General features: G+C 47.9%; 17 protein-coding genes. 16 read left to right on the top strand and 1 reads right to left on the bottom strand.

What is annotated here, in order from left to right:
* The 10 genes from HP568_RS25565 to spoVG form a co-directional block, all read left to right on the top strand.
* The coding region (locus tag HP568_RS25565; RefSeq protein ID WP_173630570.1) for a TatD family hydrolase at positions 1–275 on the top strand (275 nt) is incomplete at its 5' end.
* Positions 276–633: 358 nt separating this feature from the next.
* Entirely contained in the window at positions 634–1,731 is a 1,098-nt protein-coding gene (locus HP568_RS25560; protein ID WP_048035561.1) for a resuscitation-promoting factor, read from the top strand.
* Positions 1,732–1,902: 171 nt separating this feature from the next.
* Positions 1,903–2,451 (top strand): ribonuclease M5, encoded by a 549-nt coding sequence (gene rnmV / locus HP568_RS25555; protein ID WP_048035562.1) that lies wholly within the window; start codon positions 1,903–1,905, stop codon positions 2,449–2,451.
* A 3-nt stretch (positions 2,452–2,454) separates the two neighbouring features.
* Entirely contained in the window at positions 2,455–3,348 is an 894-nt protein-coding gene (gene rsmA / locus HP568_RS25550; RefSeq protein ID WP_173630569.1) for a 16S rRNA (adenine(1518)-N(6)/adenine(1519)-N(6))-dimethyltransferase RsmA, read from the top strand.
* A 216-nt stretch (positions 3,349–3,564) separates the two neighbouring features.
* Positions 3,565–3,837, top strand: coding sequence for a biofilm formation stimulator Veg (gene veg, locus HP568_RS25545; RefSeq protein WP_005830485.1), 273 nt, complete (start codon positions 3,565–3,567; stop codon positions 3,835–3,837).
* A 117-nt stretch (positions 3,838–3,954) separates the two neighbouring features.
* Entirely contained in the window at positions 3,955–4,134 is a 180-nt protein-coding gene (locus tag HP568_RS25540; RefSeq protein ID WP_048035564.1) for a small, acid-soluble spore protein, alpha/beta type, read from the top strand.
* Positions 4,135–4,349: 215 nt separating this feature from the next.
* Positions 4,350–5,228, top strand: a complete 879-nt coding sequence (gene ispE / locus HP568_RS25535) for a 4-(cytidine 5'-diphospho)-2-C-methyl-D-erythritol kinase (protein WP_048035565.1) — start codon at positions 4,350–4,352, stop codon at positions 5,226–5,228.
* Positions 5,229–5,283: 55 nt separating this feature from the next.
* The gene (gene purR, locus HP568_RS25530) at positions 5,284–6,117 is read left to right on the top strand and encodes a pur operon repressor (RefSeq protein WP_007719934.1); all 834 of its coding nucleotides are present in this window, start codon (positions 5,284–5,286) and stop codon (positions 6,115–6,117) included.
* A 6-nt stretch (positions 6,118–6,123) separates the two neighbouring features.
* Positions 6,124–6,504 carry a RidA family protein gene (locus HP568_RS25525; protein WP_007719935.1) on the top strand — a complete coding sequence of 127 codons (381 nt, stop codon included), beginning with the start codon at positions 6,124–6,126 and terminating at the stop codon, positions 6,502–6,504.
* Positions 6,505–6,695: 191 nt separating this feature from the next.
* Positions 6,696–6,983 carry a septation regulator SpoVG gene (spoVG, locus tag HP568_RS25520; protein WP_007719936.1) on the top strand — a complete coding sequence of 96 codons (288 nt, stop codon included), beginning with the start codon at positions 6,696–6,698 and terminating at the stop codon, positions 6,981–6,983.
* Positions 6,984–7,031: 48 nt separating this feature from the next.
* On the opposite strand, the gene HP568_RS25515 is transcribed toward spoVG, so the two are convergent.
* On the bottom strand, positions 7,032–8,048 hold the full coding sequence (locus HP568_RS25515; RefSeq protein ID WP_048035566.1) for a CobW family GTP-binding protein: 1,017 nt from the start codon (positions 8,046–8,048) through the stop codon (positions 7,032–7,034).
* Between the two features lie 195 nt (positions 8,049–8,243).
* On the opposite strand from HP568_RS25515, the gene glmU reads away from it, so the two are divergent.
* The 6 genes from glmU to mfd all read left to right on the top strand — a co-directional run bounded on the left by glmU (position 8,244) and on the right by mfd (position 15,965).
* Positions 8,244–9,629 (top strand): bifunctional UDP-N-acetylglucosamine diphosphorylase/glucosamine-1-phosphate N-acetyltransferase GlmU, encoded by a 1,386-nt coding sequence (gene glmU / locus HP568_RS25510; RefSeq protein ID WP_048035567.1) that lies wholly within the window; start codon positions 8,244–8,246, stop codon positions 9,627–9,629.
* A gap of 21 nt (positions 9,630–9,650) precedes the next feature.
* Positions 9,651–10,601, top strand: a complete 951-nt coding sequence (locus HP568_RS25505) for a ribose-phosphate diphosphokinase (RefSeq protein ID WP_007726399.1) — start codon at positions 9,651–9,653, stop codon at positions 10,599–10,601.
* Positions 10,602–10,693: 92 nt separating this feature from the next.
* Entirely contained in the window at positions 10,694–11,302 is a 609-nt protein-coding gene (locus HP568_RS25500; RefSeq protein ID WP_173630568.1) for a 50S ribosomal protein L25, read from the top strand.
* A gap of 106 nt (positions 11,303–11,408) precedes the next feature.
* On the top strand, positions 11,409–11,978 hold the full coding sequence (gene pth, locus HP568_RS25495) for an aminoacyl-tRNA hydrolase (RefSeq protein ID WP_056495933.1): 570 nt from the start codon (positions 11,409–11,411) through the stop codon (positions 11,976–11,978).
* A gap of 61 nt (positions 11,979–12,039) precedes the next feature.
* Complete coding sequence (locus HP568_RS25490; RefSeq protein WP_007726431.1) at positions 12,040–12,270, top strand: anti-sigma-F factor Fin; 231 nt, start codon at positions 12,040–12,042, stop codon at positions 12,268–12,270.
* 146 nt (positions 12,271–12,416) lie between these two features.
* Entirely contained in the window at positions 12,417–15,965 is a 3,549-nt protein-coding gene (gene mfd, locus HP568_RS25485) for a transcription-repair coupling factor (protein WP_048035570.1), read from the top strand.
* Positions 15,966–15,990: the final 25 nt, after the last annotated feature.

Here is a 15,990-nt window from a genome sequence, read left to right as displayed (position 1 = left end):
TCGATATGAATTTTTATATTTCGTTCGGTGGTCCGCTTACATTCAAAAATGCCAAGCAGCCAAAAGAAGTAGCAGCGAAGGTACCGCTAGACAAGCTGTTGATAGAGACAGATTGCCCATATCTCACTCCGCATCCTTTCCGTGGAAAGCGAAATGAGAGTGGATATGTGCGTTACGTCTGTGAAGAAATGGCGAACATTCATGGGTTGTCTTACGAGGAAATGGCACAAATTACCGCAGACAACGCCACACGTCTTTTTCGCATGAACGGTTAATAAAAACGGGAAATCACGATTCATCACGTGATTTCCCGTTTTTTTGTGTGAAGTAACCGGGTTCTACTCTATTTTGTCGACGCATACGATGAACAATGTGTCGAACGATTATTGTCCATCCGACATGGCTTCTCGACAGGTTTCTGCTACCATTCGCCACGCCTATTTTGCTAGTCTGATACCATTATCGTTTCAGCCAAGAGGGAGGGTAAATTTGACAAAGCCGGGAAAGTGAAATACAATCAAAGCCGACCTTGTGAAGTACCGGCCACTTCCAGAATATTAGTGCAATTACATCGACCCTTACCTGGCTAGACAAGAAGAGCCTTGCGCTTTTCTAGGAAAAGGAGTGTGGGAAATGGAGTTACGCGCGATATGGGAAAGGTATAAGAATCGGGGGCTAGTCATGTTTGGCTGCCTTGCTCTTGTGCTCGTTCCCATGATTGGCTATTTCTCTGCCCAGGCTACTCAGCCAAAACAGGTCACTTTTTCGTTGGACGGAGAAAGCAAGACGGTCGCTACAAAAGCCAAGACCGTTGAGCAGTTCTTAACCGAGCGGAACATTACGGTAACGGAAAAGGATTCCCTTCAACCGACACCTGAGACGAAGCTAAAAGACGGAGCACTCATTACTTTATATACGACCTGGTCCATACCAATCCAGGTTGACGGGCAGAAAAAAACGATAGAGACACTTAGTCGTGATGTTGCTGGTGCGTTGAAGGACGGCGGCATCGTGCTAGGTGAGAAGGACCGGGTAGAACCGGCATTGACCGCTACACTTACCAAGGACTCCTCGATCAGCGTAAAGCGGGTTGTTGAGAAAATGGTAAAAGTCGATGAGCGAGTCAACTTTCAAGAAATACGCAAAAATGATCCAGCGCTGGAAAAAGGTAAGACTCGCGTATTACAGAGCGGGCAAGAAGGTAAGGCAATTGCACACTATAAGCTAGTCATGGAAGATGGAAAAGAAGTCTCCCGTGATCTGGTCAAAAGAGATGTACTTGTACCGAAGAAAGATAATGTCGTAGCCGTGGGTACCGCAATCCCAACGTTGCAGAAAAAGGGTCAACCAGATCGGGTCCTGGTTGCTTCAGCAGCGGGTCCGGTCTCGCGTGGTGGAAAAGTGTTTAGGCCGAAAAAAGTACTGAACGGGGTTACCCTGACTGCATATACTCCTTCGGGAGGTGGCAAACACCCAAGCTCTCCAGGATATGGACGCACATCGACAGGGGTAAAAGCCAAGGCAGGTCACACAATCGCTGTAGATCCTAAAGTCATTCCGTATGGATGGTGGGTGTACATTGAAGGTGTTGGGTATCGTCGAGCTGAAGATACGGGTGGTGCCATGAAAGGTGGCAAAATCGACGTATTCGTAGGCACGGAATCCGAGGCGAGGAAATTCGGTCGTAAGCGAAACAAAACTGTATATATCATTGGACCACAGAAGCCTTAGGACAGGAGCGATTGCTCCTGTTCTTCTGTTTCCTCCATGGTTATTGTGATAAGCTGTTTGTTAGTTAGACGATCCTGTTTTACCAAATGTTACATGTATTTTTTGCTTTGGGTACGGTTTTTTTTGGAACACTAGTATCGTACCGACTTTGTACGAAAGTGGGAGCACATGATGAAGATCAAGGAAGTCATCGTGGTCGAAGGACGAGACGATACCGCAGCAATCAAACATGCGGTTAATGCCGATACGATTGAAACTGGCGGTTCTGCCATTCATAAAAGAACGATTGAAAAAATCAGGCTGGCGCAACAAAAACGCGGTGTTATTATTTTTACAGACCCCGATTATCAAGGGGAGCGCATCCGAAAAATTATCAGCAAGTCAGTTCCAGGCTGCAAGCACGCATTTATTACCCAGGAGGACGGGACCAAAAAGGGCGACATCGGCGTTGAGAACGCGACACCTGACGTGATTATTCGTGCGCTCTCAGAAGTACGTACCGAAATGGCGGAAACGGCTGGAGAGATTACCTCTGACGATCTGTTGGCAAATGGCCTGACGTCCGGAGTAGATGCCAAAGAACGCAGAATTAAGCTGGGAGAAGCATTGGGGATCGGATACGCCAACGCCAAGCAAATGCTGCAGCGGCTCAATGCCTTCCAAATCAGTCGAGCAGAATTCGAAGCGGCCATTACGGCCATCAACAAAGAGAGGGAGTAAGCCATGACCCAAATAGCGGGCAAGGATATTGCCACACCTACGCGCACAAAAGAAATATTGGAGAAGTACGGCTTTGCTTTTAAGAAGAGTTTGGGCCAGAACTTCCTGATAGACACCAATATTTTACATAACATTGTTTCAGAGGCAGACCTTACCAAGGAAAAGGGAGCGATTGAAATCGGGCCCGGTATCGGTGCGTTGACGGAGCAATTGGGACGAGCAGCCAAAAAAGTGATGGCGATCGAAATCGACCAGCGTCTTCTGCCTATTTTGCAGGACACGCTGTCACCCTATGAAAATATTGAAGTCGTTCATGGGGACGTACTGGAGCTGGATTTGAAGAAGTTAATAGAAGAAAAGATGACAGGAGTGGAAAAGCTGAGCGTAGTGGCGAATCTGCCTTACTATGTGACGACACCGATCCTGATGAAGCTGCTGGAAGAGAGATTGCCTCTCGAGAACATCGTGGTCATGATTCAAAAGGAAGTGGCAGAGAGAATTGCAGCCAAACCAGGAACGAAAGACTATGGCTCTCTTTCAGTCGCAGCTCAATTCTATGCAGACACAGAAGTAGCAATGATAGTGCCTGCAAGTGTGTTCATTCCGCGTCCGAATGTCGACTCGGCAGTGATTCGCTTAAAGGTAAGAGATCGTCCGCCAGTGGAAGTAGACGACCAGGATGTGTTTTTCCGGGTGGTACGCAGCTCGTTTGCACAGCGCCGTAAGACGTTGTTGAACAACCTAATGAACGGACTGTTTCCTAAAACCCAAAAGGATGAAGTAATACAGATGCTCACTGACATCGGGATCGATCCAACCCGGCGTGGTGAAACACTCAGTTTGGACGAATTTGCCCGCCTAGCGAACGAAGGTATGCGCCGCGGACTGATTACGTAAATCGTGTAGACAACCCCCTTATTTTTGGGCGTGATCCCCCAAGAATGGGGGTTTTTGCGTGTTTATGCCCTTTATGCATAACATTTGACAAATATCTACGTTTTTTATGAAAAAAACCCCGTTGACAAAATATCTGCAGGGTTGCTATAATTTTTTATTTCTTTGACAAAATATAAGGGAGCTGTTATAATAGATGTAAGCGAGGTGGATGGAACAATGGCAAGAAACGCGTTACTTGACATTAAACGCAGTTTAGACGGACACATTGGTGAGCGCATCCTGCTGAAGGCTAATGGCGGTCGCCGCAAAACCGTTGAACGTAGTGGCATCCTCGAAGAAACTTACCCATCTGTGTTTGTGGTAAAGCTGGATGACGATCAACTCTTTGAGCGGGTATCTTACAGCTATGCTGACATCTTGACGGAAACAGTAGAATTGACGGTGTGCCGCGAAAACGAGCACATCCGCATCACATTTGTACAACAGTAGAGCCCTTTTGGGTTCTACTGTTTTGTTTTTTATATCGAAAAGCTCTGAACATTTGGTTGAGGCAATAAAAAGAACGGTATAGAGCACACTAAGTCTGTCAACGAGAAGGAGGGTGCTATGGGTCGCAAACGAGGACTGATGTCAGAGCAGTTTAAGATGGAACTGGCCAAAGAGCTTGGGTTTTACGATACGGTAAAAGCCGAGGGTTGGGGAGGCATCACGACACGGGACGCGGGTAACATGGTCAAGCGCGCTGTTCAGCTTGCTGAGGAAGCATTAGCCGCTAAGCGATTGTAGCGTTTGGTTTGATCGTACAGGCGTTTCTCACCATATAAACACTCGTTGACAAGGCCGGGGCATCCCCGGCTTTTTTCTATAAAGAGAGCTGAATTTTCGAAATACCCATAATGATCTCGATCCTATTCTTTTTAATTGATCAAGTGGCATGGGTGAGTTTGCCTATGCTACAATAAGAGACTAGGAAATTTAGAAAGTAGGCAGAGGTGAACTACGTGCGTATCTCGGTCAAAGCTCCGGCCAAAATTAATTTGACTCTTGACGTGCTTGCCAAACGGCCGGACGGTTATCACGAAGTAGAAATGGTGATGACAACCGTAGACTTGGCAGATCGTGTGGACATGACTCTACGCGAAGATGGTGAGATTACGCTGGACTGTTCTGCCAGCTTCGTACCGGATGATATCCGTAACCACGCATATAAAGCGGCAACGCTCATGAAAGAAAAATTTCAAGTACGCCAGGGCGTACACTTGTATATCGATAAGCAAATTCCGGTTGCGGCTGGATTGGCAGGTGGCAGTAGTGATGCAGCGGCAACACTACGCGGCTTGAACCAATTGTGGAATCTCGGGTTGACCAGAGATGAGCTGGCTAAAATCGGCGCGGAGATTGGCTCTGATGTGCCATTTTGCGTTTATGGAGGAACAGCACTGGCGACGGGGCGTGGCGAACAGATTGCGCATCTGGGAGCTCCTGCACCGTGCTGGGTCATTCTAGCCAAGCCGCCTATCGGAGTATCTACCCCGGATGTATACGGAAACCTGCGTGTGGCTCAGATCGATAATCATCCCGATACCAAACAAATGCTGCAAGCCATCGCTACCCAAGACTTTTCACTCATGTGCCAATCTCTTGGGAATGTGCTGGAGAACGTCACGCTCTCGCTCCATCCACAAGTAAAACAGATCAAGGATCTCATGATCGCTTCGGGGGCAGATGGTGTCCTGATGTCTGGCAGTGGCCCTACTGTGTTTGCTCTTGTGCAAAAGGAAGCGAAAGTACATCGGATTTACAATGCGTTGCGAGGTTTTGTCAAAGATGTGTTTGTTGTCCGAATGTTAGGCGCTCAAGATGGGGAAATACTTGCATAAACCCGTATGGAAATGATACATTAACAGCATAATATTCGGTTTTGGAGGAAGAGCCATGAAGAAATTGCGCAGAAGTGCACGTCTGGTTGACATGACGCAGCACTTGCTCGCCCATCCCCATACGCTGACTCCTCTCACTCTGTTCGCGGAACAATACGGCGCAGCGAAATCATCCATCAGTGAAGACTTGTCTATCATCAAAGAGGCTTTTGAAGTCCAAGGGGTAGGCTTGTTGAAAACGGTGGCGGGAGCGGCAGGCGGAGTGAAGTATATTCCACAGGTCAAAACGGAAGAGGCCCTTCACTTCATGCGCGAACTGATCGGTCAACTCGCTAATCCAGAGAGACTTTTGCCAGGTGGATACTTGTACATGTCCGACATTCTCGGAAATCCACAAACGATGGCGAAGATCGGAAAGCTCTTTGCAACCGCTTATGCGGATAAAAATGTGGATGTCGTCATGACGGTGGAAACAAAGGGGATTCCACTTGCGTATGCGACGGCTATGTTTTTGAATGTGCCTGTTGTGATTGTGCGCCGTGACAACAAGGTGACGGAAGGTTCAGTAGTGAGCATTAACTATGTATCGGGTTCCAGTAAACGAATTCAAACCATGTCACTCGCTCGCCGCGGTTTGGCCGAGCAGTCTCGTGTCCTCATTGTGGACGACTTTATGAAAGCTGGCGGGACATTGCGGGGCATGATTGATCTGTTGCAGGAATTCCGTGCAACCGTAGTAGGATGCGGCGTACTGGTAGAAACGACGGCGGATGTTTCTGAGCGTTTGGTAGATGAGTATGTATCGCTTGCAAAACTTCAGGATGTAGACTTCAAGGGCAAGCAAATTGAAATAGAGCTGGGCAGTTTTTTTGAAAATAGAGGGGAGTAGATAAGCATGGCAATCTCTTTTGTTTCAACTGACAAGGCTCCTGCCGCTATTGGTCCTTACAGCCAAGCTGCGAAGGTAGGTCCATTTCTTTTTGCATCGGGTCAAATTCCGCTTCGTGCAGACGGCACTTTGGTAGAAGGTGACGTCGTGGAGCAAACCCATCAGGTTTTTTCCAACATTCAAGCGGTACTGGCAGAAGCCGGTGGCAACCTGACGAACGTAGTGAAGGCGACTGTATTCATCAAGGATATGAATGATTTTGGTCAACTGAACGAAGTGTACGGCCAATATTTTGGCGATCACAAGCCAGCTCGTTCCACTGTAGAAGTGGCACGTCTGCCGCGTGATGTAAAAGTCGAAATCGAAATCGTAGCTTATATCGAATAGAAAAAAATGGAAAACAGCCTGATGCCACGCGCATTGGGCTGTTTTTTGTACTTGCGGAAAATGTTTCCAAAAAATGACATATAAACATATTTATATATTTTTTCAAAAATTGCATAATGATAAGCAGGAATATTTACCCAGCGGGTGGAAATAATCCTAAACGCGTTACATAGATAAAGGGAGTGAACTAGATGGAAGTAACAGACGTAAGACTTCGCCGAGTGAATACGGATGGTAGGATGAAAGCGATTGCATCCATTACAATCGACCATGAATTTGTGGTTCATGATATCCGTGTCATTGACGGAAACAATGGTATGTTTGTAGCTATGCCGAGCAAGCGTACACCAGATGGAGAATTCCGTGATATTGCACATCCGATTTCTTCAACTACCCGTGAAAAAATCCAGGCAGCAGTACTCACAGAATACGACCGCGTAGGTCAAGAGGAAGAAAGCACTATCGAAGCTGGTGCTTAAAAACACACAAAGCACCCTGTCACTTGCGGCAGGGTGCTTCGGCGTCCGTTAACCATAACATTTTTTTAGATCGTTTAAAATAATTTCTCGGTCCATTCCTTCCCCGATGAAGACAGCTACCATTTTCGGTCCGAAATTTTCAAAAGGGAACAGGAGCACCTGATTATCGGTATGCTGAAACGAGATCAGCTCGGGCTTTCCGTGGAATTGAACGTAGCCTTTTGCTCGATAGACGTTTTTGGGGAGATCGTATAGAAAGTCCTCGAATTTTTTCGCGTCTACGGGTCCGGTGAATACATAGGAAAACGTTTCGATACTATTGTAGAGAGAGGGCTGGCTTGTTTTTAGGCCAAGGGATTGCTTGAGCCTGTCCATCGTGGACATTCGGCCGATGCTTTTCTGTACGGCAATGGGGCGGTTTGGTTCGTTGTCTGGCGATCGCTCATGAACGGTGCGTTTGACAGACAAAAGCCGGGAGACTTCTATTTCAGCCTGAACAGTAGCGTGTATGGATGCAGTTGGATTGATTTCACTGAGCTTTTGACGAACCCGCTCTATGACATCAGGACTGGTCAAATCGGTTTTGTTCAAAAGAAGCAGGTCTGCGTAACGCACTTGGTTTCGAATCGTTTTGACCAGAGTGGAAGTCGAGGAGAATCGTGAGTTGAGATCCAGAAAGCGAGAGGCGTCGACAACACTAATGGTCCCTTTTAACTCCAGTCGATCATACAGCTCTGGATGAGTAATCGTATCGATGACATCAAGTGGATCGGCTACGCCAGTAGTCTCGATGAGGATTCGGTCTGGCGCAATGGCGTTCATAATATCTTTCAAGCCCTCCGTTAGCTCGCCCTTGATCGAGCAGCAGATGCAGCCATCGAGCATTTTTTTGACAGGAAAGCCGAAGCCTTGCAATTGTTCCCCGTCAATATCTTCCTCCCCCATTTCATTCATCAAGACGACGACTTTCTGGTCTGTGATGCGCAAATGAGTCAGCCACTTTTGCAAAAGGGTGGTTTTTCCACTACCTAAATACCCAGTCAGCAAGTATACCTCCGCGCTCATCTTATCCTACCTCCTTCAAATAACCCCTTTCGCCCAACAATATATCACATTTCTGTCAGAAAATTAAATGTTGTCTGCCATGTGTCTAACTACTGGCAATGCAAGGAATCAGGGATAATCCTGTATCGATTGTCTTGAAATTCACATATGAATTAGGATATAGTCATTGTGGAACTTCTACGATGGAGGGTTGACATGTCTAAGATCCATGCCGTGGTTCTGGCTGCTGGTCAGGGTACGCGGATGAAATCGAAGCTGTACAAAGTCCTGCACCCTGTGTGCGGAAAGCCTATGGTTCAGCATGTAGTCGATACGATGGCGTCCATGCAGGTTCAGGATATCGTTGTCGTCGTAGGTCATGGTGCTGACGCTGTCCGTGCCAAGCTAGGCGAGGACGTTACTTATGCACTGCAAGAAGAACAGTTGGGAACGGCACATGCCGTTTCGCAAGCAGCGCCGTTTTTACAGGATAAAGAAGGAACTACGTTTCTTTTATATGGAGACGTTCCCCTCTTGTCAGCGACTACGTTGTCGGCCTTGCTGACCTATCACGAGGAGCAGCAAGCGGCTGCAACTGTATTAACCGCCGTATTACCTGATGCAACAGGTTATGGGCGTATCGTGCGCAATGAGGCGGGCGAAGTATTGCGAATCGTGGAACATAAGGACGCTACGGAAGCGGAACGGGCGATCAGAGAAATTAATACGGGCATATACTGCTATGACAACCGAAAATTATGGAAAGCCTTGGCGGAAGTGAAAAATGACAACGCACAAGGCGAATACTATGTAACAGACGTTGTCGGTATTTTGCGTGATGCAGGTGAAAAGGTAGTTGCATACGAAGCGATTGATCCAGAGGAAACAATGGGTGTGAACGATCGTGTACAGCTATCGGAAGCAGAAGCCTACATGAAAAAACGTATTATGACTGGTCACATGCGAAATGGTGTGACAATCATTGATCCAGCTTCTACGTACATCGAAGCTGATGTGAAGATTGAGGCAGATACCGTGATCCACCCAGGCTCTTTCCTGCGTGGACAAACAACCGTTGGAGCTGATTGTGTAATCGGCCCCCAAGCAGATCTGACGAATGTGGAAGTAGCGAGTGGCGTGACCATTTCTTACTCAGTGATGGTTGATTCAAGTGTGGAAAGCGATTCATCTGTAGGGCCATTTGCTTATGTTCGACCAGGATCGCAGATTGGAAGCAATGCCAAAATCGGTGATTTCGTGGAATTGAAAAATGCGAAAATTGGTGACGGTACGAAGGTTCCTCATCTCAGCTATGTAGGGGATGCGGAGATCGGAGACGGAGTCAATATTGGCTGTGGAACGATTACCGTCAACTACGATGGCGCAGTGAAGCATAAAACAACAGTAAAAGATGGAGCATTCATCGGATGCAACAGTAATCTGGTTGCGCCTGTTACAGTTGGACAAAATGCTTATGTAGCTGCAGGATCGACTATTAATCAAGATGTGCCAGATAATGCGCTTGCGATCGCACGTGAGCGTCAAGTAAATAAAATCGATTACGCGAACAAAATGCCTCGCAAGGGCAAAAAGCAATCATAACGGGAGGTTCTTGAGAAGATCATGGCTAACTACCGCGACCCAAAACTGAAGGTATTTACGTGCAACGCAAACCCGGAACTGGCAAAAGAAATCGCCGAACACATCGGTGTACCACTCGGAAACGCACAAGTAGTGCGCTTTAGTGATGGCGAATGCCAACTCAAACTCAATGAAAGCGTTCGCGGTTGTGACGTATTTGTCATTCAGCCAACATCTGCTCCCGTTAATGAGCATCTGATGGAGCTTTTGGTCATGGTCGATGCATTGAAACGCGCTTCGGCTAAGAGTATTAACGTAGTAATTCCTTACTACGGTTACGCTCGTCAAGATCGTAAAGCACGTGCACGTGATCCAATTACGGCCAAGCTGGTTGCAAACCTGATCGAGACTGCAGGTGCACAACGTGTGATTACGATGGATCTGCACGCAACACAAATCCAAGGCTTCTTCGATATTCCAGTGGATCATCTGCTGGGTGTGCCTATCTTGGGTAAACACTTCTCTGAAAAAGGTCTGAAAGATATCGTTGTCGTATCCCCAGACCACGGTGGAGTAACTCGTGCTCGTAAATTGGCAGAACGTCTGGAAGCGCCTATTGCCATTATTGACAAACGTCGCCCAGAACCAAACGTAGCCGAAGTAATGAACATCGTAGGTAACATCGAAGGCAAAACAGCGATCATCATCGACGATATTATCGATACCGCTGGAACGATCACACTGGCTGCAAGTGCACTTGTAGAAGCAGGCGCACGTGAAGTATATGCATGCTGCACGCACCCGGTTCTGTCCGGTCCTGCTATCGAGCGTATTGCTAACTCGAAGATCAAGGAACTGATTGTGACCAACTCGATCCCGCTGACCGAAGAACAAATTATCGATAAGATTACCGTTCTTTCCGTAGCGCCAATCATTGGTGAAGCAATCATTCGTGTTCACGAAGAGCTTTCCGTAAGCAAATTGTTCGATTAAAATACCAATCCCCCTATTAGGGGATTGAACTAAACCTCCGATGGACAAGCTAGAGAGGAAACTTTTACTAGCGGTCCGAAGGAGGTTTTTTTGTGGAGCAATTACAGGCACAGTCTCGTGAAAAAAAGACAGGTAATGCTGTAAAGGTACTGCGCAAGGAAGGTTGGGTTCCTGGTATTATGTACGGCAGCGAAGTGGGCAATCAGCCGATTCAGCTCAAAGGAAGAGAGCTGGATGCTGCCCTGCGTCACCAGACGACGAACAAGCCATTCCGGTTGAGTGTAGACGGGGACACGCACGATGTCATGGTATATGAGCTGCAACGGCATCCTTTACAGGGGAACATTTTGCATGCAGATTTTAAGAAGATCAATATGAATGAAAAAATACACACGTCCGTTCCTGTCCTCATGACAGGAGATCCAGAGCTGGGTGTAGCTACCCTTATCCGCCACAGTGTGGAAGTGACGTGCTTGCCAGGTAATATACCAGAGTCGTTCCTGGTAGATGTCGACGGGTTCAATATCGGCGATGTCGTTTTGGTAGCGGATCTGACGGTCCCACCAGGAGTGGAGCTGGGGCTTGATTCCACGGAAGTGCTGATCAGTGTCTTGCCGGTTAAGGCCAAGTCCGAAGAATCGATTGATGCGGAGCAAGAAGCAGAAGCAGTGGCCGAAAAAGCAGGAACCGCTAACGAATAAAATCATGGCAGGAAAAAGAAAGGGCGAGGTGATTTCATCTCTGCCCTTTTCCTTTTGTTCAGGTGACCATTCGAGTACAATGGGAAGAGAGTAGGAGGGAATAAGCGTGAAAGTCATAATCGGATTGGGTAATCCAGGCAAAAAATATGAAGACACCAGACATAATGCTGGCTTTATGGCCATAGATAAGATTAGCGACAAATGGGGAATTCCTGTTACGCAAAACAAATTTCGTGCACTCGTGGGCGAAGGCCGAATCGAAGGCGAGAAGGTACTGCTTGTGAAGCCGCAGACGTACATGAACCTCTCCGGTGAATCCGTAGCGGAAGTCCTCAAGTTTTACAAGCTGATTCCGGACGATCTCGTCGTCATCTACGATGATCTTGATTTGCCGACTGGACATCTTCGTCTGCGAGAAAAAGGCAGCGCTGGTGGGCACAACGGCATCAAGTCGATGATTCAGCATTTGGGCACACAGGAGTTTAAACGAATCAAGGTCGGAATCAGTCGTCCTGAACCAGGGCGTAGCGTCAGCGACTATGTTTTGAATACGTTTCCAGTGGCGGAAAGATCCGACATTCAAGAAGCAGTGAGCTTGGCTGCTGATGCATGCGCCATGTGGACAAGAGAGTCGTTTTTAAAGGTCATGAACCATTACAACAGCTTGAAGAAGTAGTATGATTTCCCACCCAATCGTCCATACTAACCGATAGGAACAGTATGGGGGTGGTATGTGCATGAGCATACGCTATACATGTCGTTGCTGCGGCATGAAGATTGCAGAATTTGACGAATCGCAAGTAACAGAAGCGCAGCTCGGGTTTGATTCCTTGACCCCGGAGGAACGTGCTCTTATAATATCGAGAGAACAAAGTGGAGATACGGTCGTCAGCATCACGTGCGACTATTGCCGTGAAGCGCTGATTCAGCATCCAGAGCTTTCACTAGTCGGAAACCCACTTCAATAAGTGGATACGCATTAGGAAGGCTTGCACTGACAAGGCCTTAGCTTGGGGAGCTAAGGCTTCTTTTCGCATGGCTGACCTACGGTTGTTGTGAACGTAAGCGAGGCTCTGATTTTAGTTGACAGAAGAATTAGAGAGGGGATTAGTGAATGCAAGTCATCATTAACCCGATGAAACAGGACACGAACGTCGGGACAATCGTGGCTGGTTTGGAGAAGGGGCTACATGAGCAGCTTGTCTCTGGCTTAGCTGGTTCCGCCCGGCAAGTATTGATGGCGTCATTGCAACAAATGGCAGATCGTCCGGTCTGCGTAGTGACGCATAACATGTACCAAGCACAAAAAGTATACGAAGATTTGATCGAGTTGGTTCCCTCTGATCAGGTGTTGCTTTATCCCGGTAATGAGCTGATTGGCTCTGAGCTTGCCATTGCCAGCCCGGAAATGCTGGCGCAGCGAATCCATGTATTCAACCGTCTGGCCCAAGGCTTTACGGGTTTTTTGGTTGCACCATTTGCTGGCTTGCGTCGCTTGGTCGTTCCCCCGCAGGTATGGAAGGAAGCGCAAATTCAGTTGTCCGTCGGTGATGAGCTCGATATCGAATCCTTTTTACTCCGATGTATTGAGCTTGGCTATGAGCGAGTGGACATGGTTGAGCGCAAGGGAGAAATGAGTATTCGCGGTGGAATTATCGATCTGTATCCGATCGATTCGGAGTGGCCAGTTCGGATTGAGCTTTTCGATGTGGAGATCGACTCGATCCGTACGTTTGACATGCTCTCCCAACGATCATTGGAATCCGTTCAGACGTATATTCTCGGTCCGGCAAAAGAAATGATCGCTTCAACGCCGTTATTGCAGGAATCGGCTGTTCGCTTAGAACAAAAGCTGGGGGAAACCCTCGCCAATTTGAAGGATGGGGCTGCCAAGGAAAAAGTCATGGAGCGAATCGGCTCTGATGCGGAGAGAATGAAGCAGGGACAGCGTTTTGCACAGCTTTATTCATACATCTCTGTCATTTACCCGACCGGTGATACATTATTGTCCTATATGCCTTCCGATACCTTGTTGATCGTTGATGAGCCTTCCCGTGTGTTGGATACGGCAGCACAATTGCAAAAAGAAGAAGGGGAATGGCTGACAGGACGCATCATCCAGGGCGAATATATGTCCAATCTCAGCCTGTCGCGCACGTACGACGAGATCGTGTCGACGAAAAAGCGCCAGATCGTTTACCTCTCCCTATTTTTGAGACAATCACCGAAGACCCAGCCGCAAAACATCGTAAATCTGACTTGTCGTACCATGCAAAACTTCCACGGGCAGATGAACGTACTAAAAACAGAACTGGCTCGTTGGAAGAAGTCCCAGGATCAGATCGTCTTTGTCGCAGCTGATTTGGAGCGTGCGAAGCGACTGGAGCGTGTCCTGCATGACTACGAAATGGAAGCGGATGTTTTAACAGAAGCAGTGGAAACGGTGCCTCCTGGGCGTCCTACAATCATTTTAGGAAACCTCCAGACAGGCTTTGAGCTGCCGCTAAACAAGCTGGTTGTTATTACGGAAGGTGAAGTATTTACCGCGAAACAGCGCAAGGCACGCAAAGTTCAACAGACGATGAACAACGCGGAGCGTATCAAAAACTACCTCGAACTCAAGCCTGGTGATTTCGTCGTCCACGTCAATCACGGGATTGGAAAATACCTCGGAATTGAAACCAAGGAAATTCTCGGAATTCATAAAGATTACCTTCATATTCAATACGCCGCAGGAGACAGTCTGTTTGTTCCGATTGATCAAATCGACCATGTGCAAAAGTACGTGGCGAGCGAAGAGGCACAGCCGAAGATATACAGCTTGGGTGGCAGCGAGTGGAAACGCGTCAAAAACAAAGTCCAGTCATCTGTAAAGGATATCGCCGAAGATTTGATCAAACTGTACGCAGCCCGCGAATCGGCTGTCGGTCATACATTCTCTCCAGACACGACGGAGCAGCGTGAATTTGAGGCGATGTTCCCGTATCAGGAAACGCAAGACCAGCTCCGCGCGATTTCGGAAGTGAAAGCGGACATGGAGCGTAAACGTCCGATGGATCGCCTCGTTTGTGGGGACGTGGGTTACGGGAAGACAGAGGTTGCGATTCGTGCTGCCTTCAAGGCTGTCATGGACGGAAAACAGGTAGCCGTTTTGGTTCCTACTACGATTCTGGCTCAGCAGCATTACGAGACGTTCCGTGAGCGTTTTGCGGAATATCCGATCCGCGTGGAGGTATTGAGTCGATTCCGTTCGCGCAAAGAGCAGAATGCCACACTAAAAGGACTGAAGGAAGGCACAGTCGATGTCGTCATCGGTACGCACCGTCTGCTTTCCAAAGACCTGACATTCCGCGAGCTTGGTCTGTTAATCGTAGACGAGGAACAGCGCTTCGGTGTGAGCCACAAGGAAAAGCTGAAGCAGATCAAAACGAATGTGGATGTCATGACTCTGACCGCTACGCCGATTCCACGTACCTTGCACATGTCGATGCTCGGTGTGCGTGATTTGTCTGTCATCGAAACGCCGCCAGAAAATCGTTTTCCGGTGCAGACGTATGTGATGGATTACAGCCCTGCTCTCGTTCGCGAAGCGATTGAGCGTGAGATGGCTCGTGATGGGCAAGTGTTCTTCCTCTACAACCAAGTACAAGGAATCGAACAGATGGCGGAGCAGATATCTATGCTCGTTCCTGACGCACGCATCGCTGTAGCCCATGGGCAGATGAACGAAAGCGAGCTGGAAGGCGTCATTCTCGACTTTTTGGAAGGGAATTTTGACGTATTGGTCAGCACGACAATTATTGAGACTGGGGTGGACATCCCGAACGTCAATACGCTGATTATTTACAATGCAGATAAGATGGGCTTGTCCCAGCTATATCAGTTGCGTGGACGTGTAGGTCGTTCCAATCGAATTGCGTACGCTTACTTTACGTATCAACGGGACAAGGTGCTGACAGAGGTAGCGGAAAAACGTCTGCAAGCCATCAAGGAATTTACCGAGCTCGGCTCTGGTTTCAAGATCGCGATGCGAGACTTGTCCATTCGTGGAGCAGGTAATTTGCTGGGGGCCGAGCAGCATGGTTTTATTAATACGGTCGGATTCGACTTGTACAGCCAGATGCTGAAAGAGGCCATTGATGAGCTGAAGGGCGAAGTCAAACAAGAAATTGTCACACCTGTGGAGATCAATCTGCAACTGGATGCCTATATTCCGTCGATGTACATTACAGACAGCCGACAAAAAATCGAGATGTACAAAAAGTTTGTCGCGGTGTCTACCTTGGAAGACGTCGACGATTTGGCGGAGGAGCTGCTAGACCGTTTTGGACCAGTTCCGAAGCCGGTTGATAATCTGTTGACCATTTCCCGTTTGCGTGTGTATGCCCTGAAGCACCACATCACTGAAATTAGCCAAAAGAATCCAGACGAGATTAAATTGTTCCTGCACCCTAGTCAGAACAACAACATCGATGGTGGAGCTCTGTTTGCGCTTACCAGTAACTGGAGCAAGAGGGTTGGGCTGTCGGGTGGACAACAGATCACGATTGCTGTTAAAGTAAAGGGGTTAAAAGAAGATGAGGGCGTGCAGTTGGTTGAAAAGCTGCTGCGTCAATTTCACCAGGTGCGAAGAGACACCGGTACGGAGAGCCCTGTGTCTTAACTGACAAAATGGGCTTGCCCGGGAA

It is taken from the genome of Brevibacillus sp. MS2.2, from assembly GCF_013284345.1.
GTDB lineage: Bacteria > Bacillota > Bacilli > Brevibacillales > Brevibacillaceae > Brevibacillus > Brevibacillus brevis_C.
The sequence above is the reverse complement of the archived record's forward strand: the minus strand, read 5'-3'. Positions and strand labels throughout refer to the sequence as shown.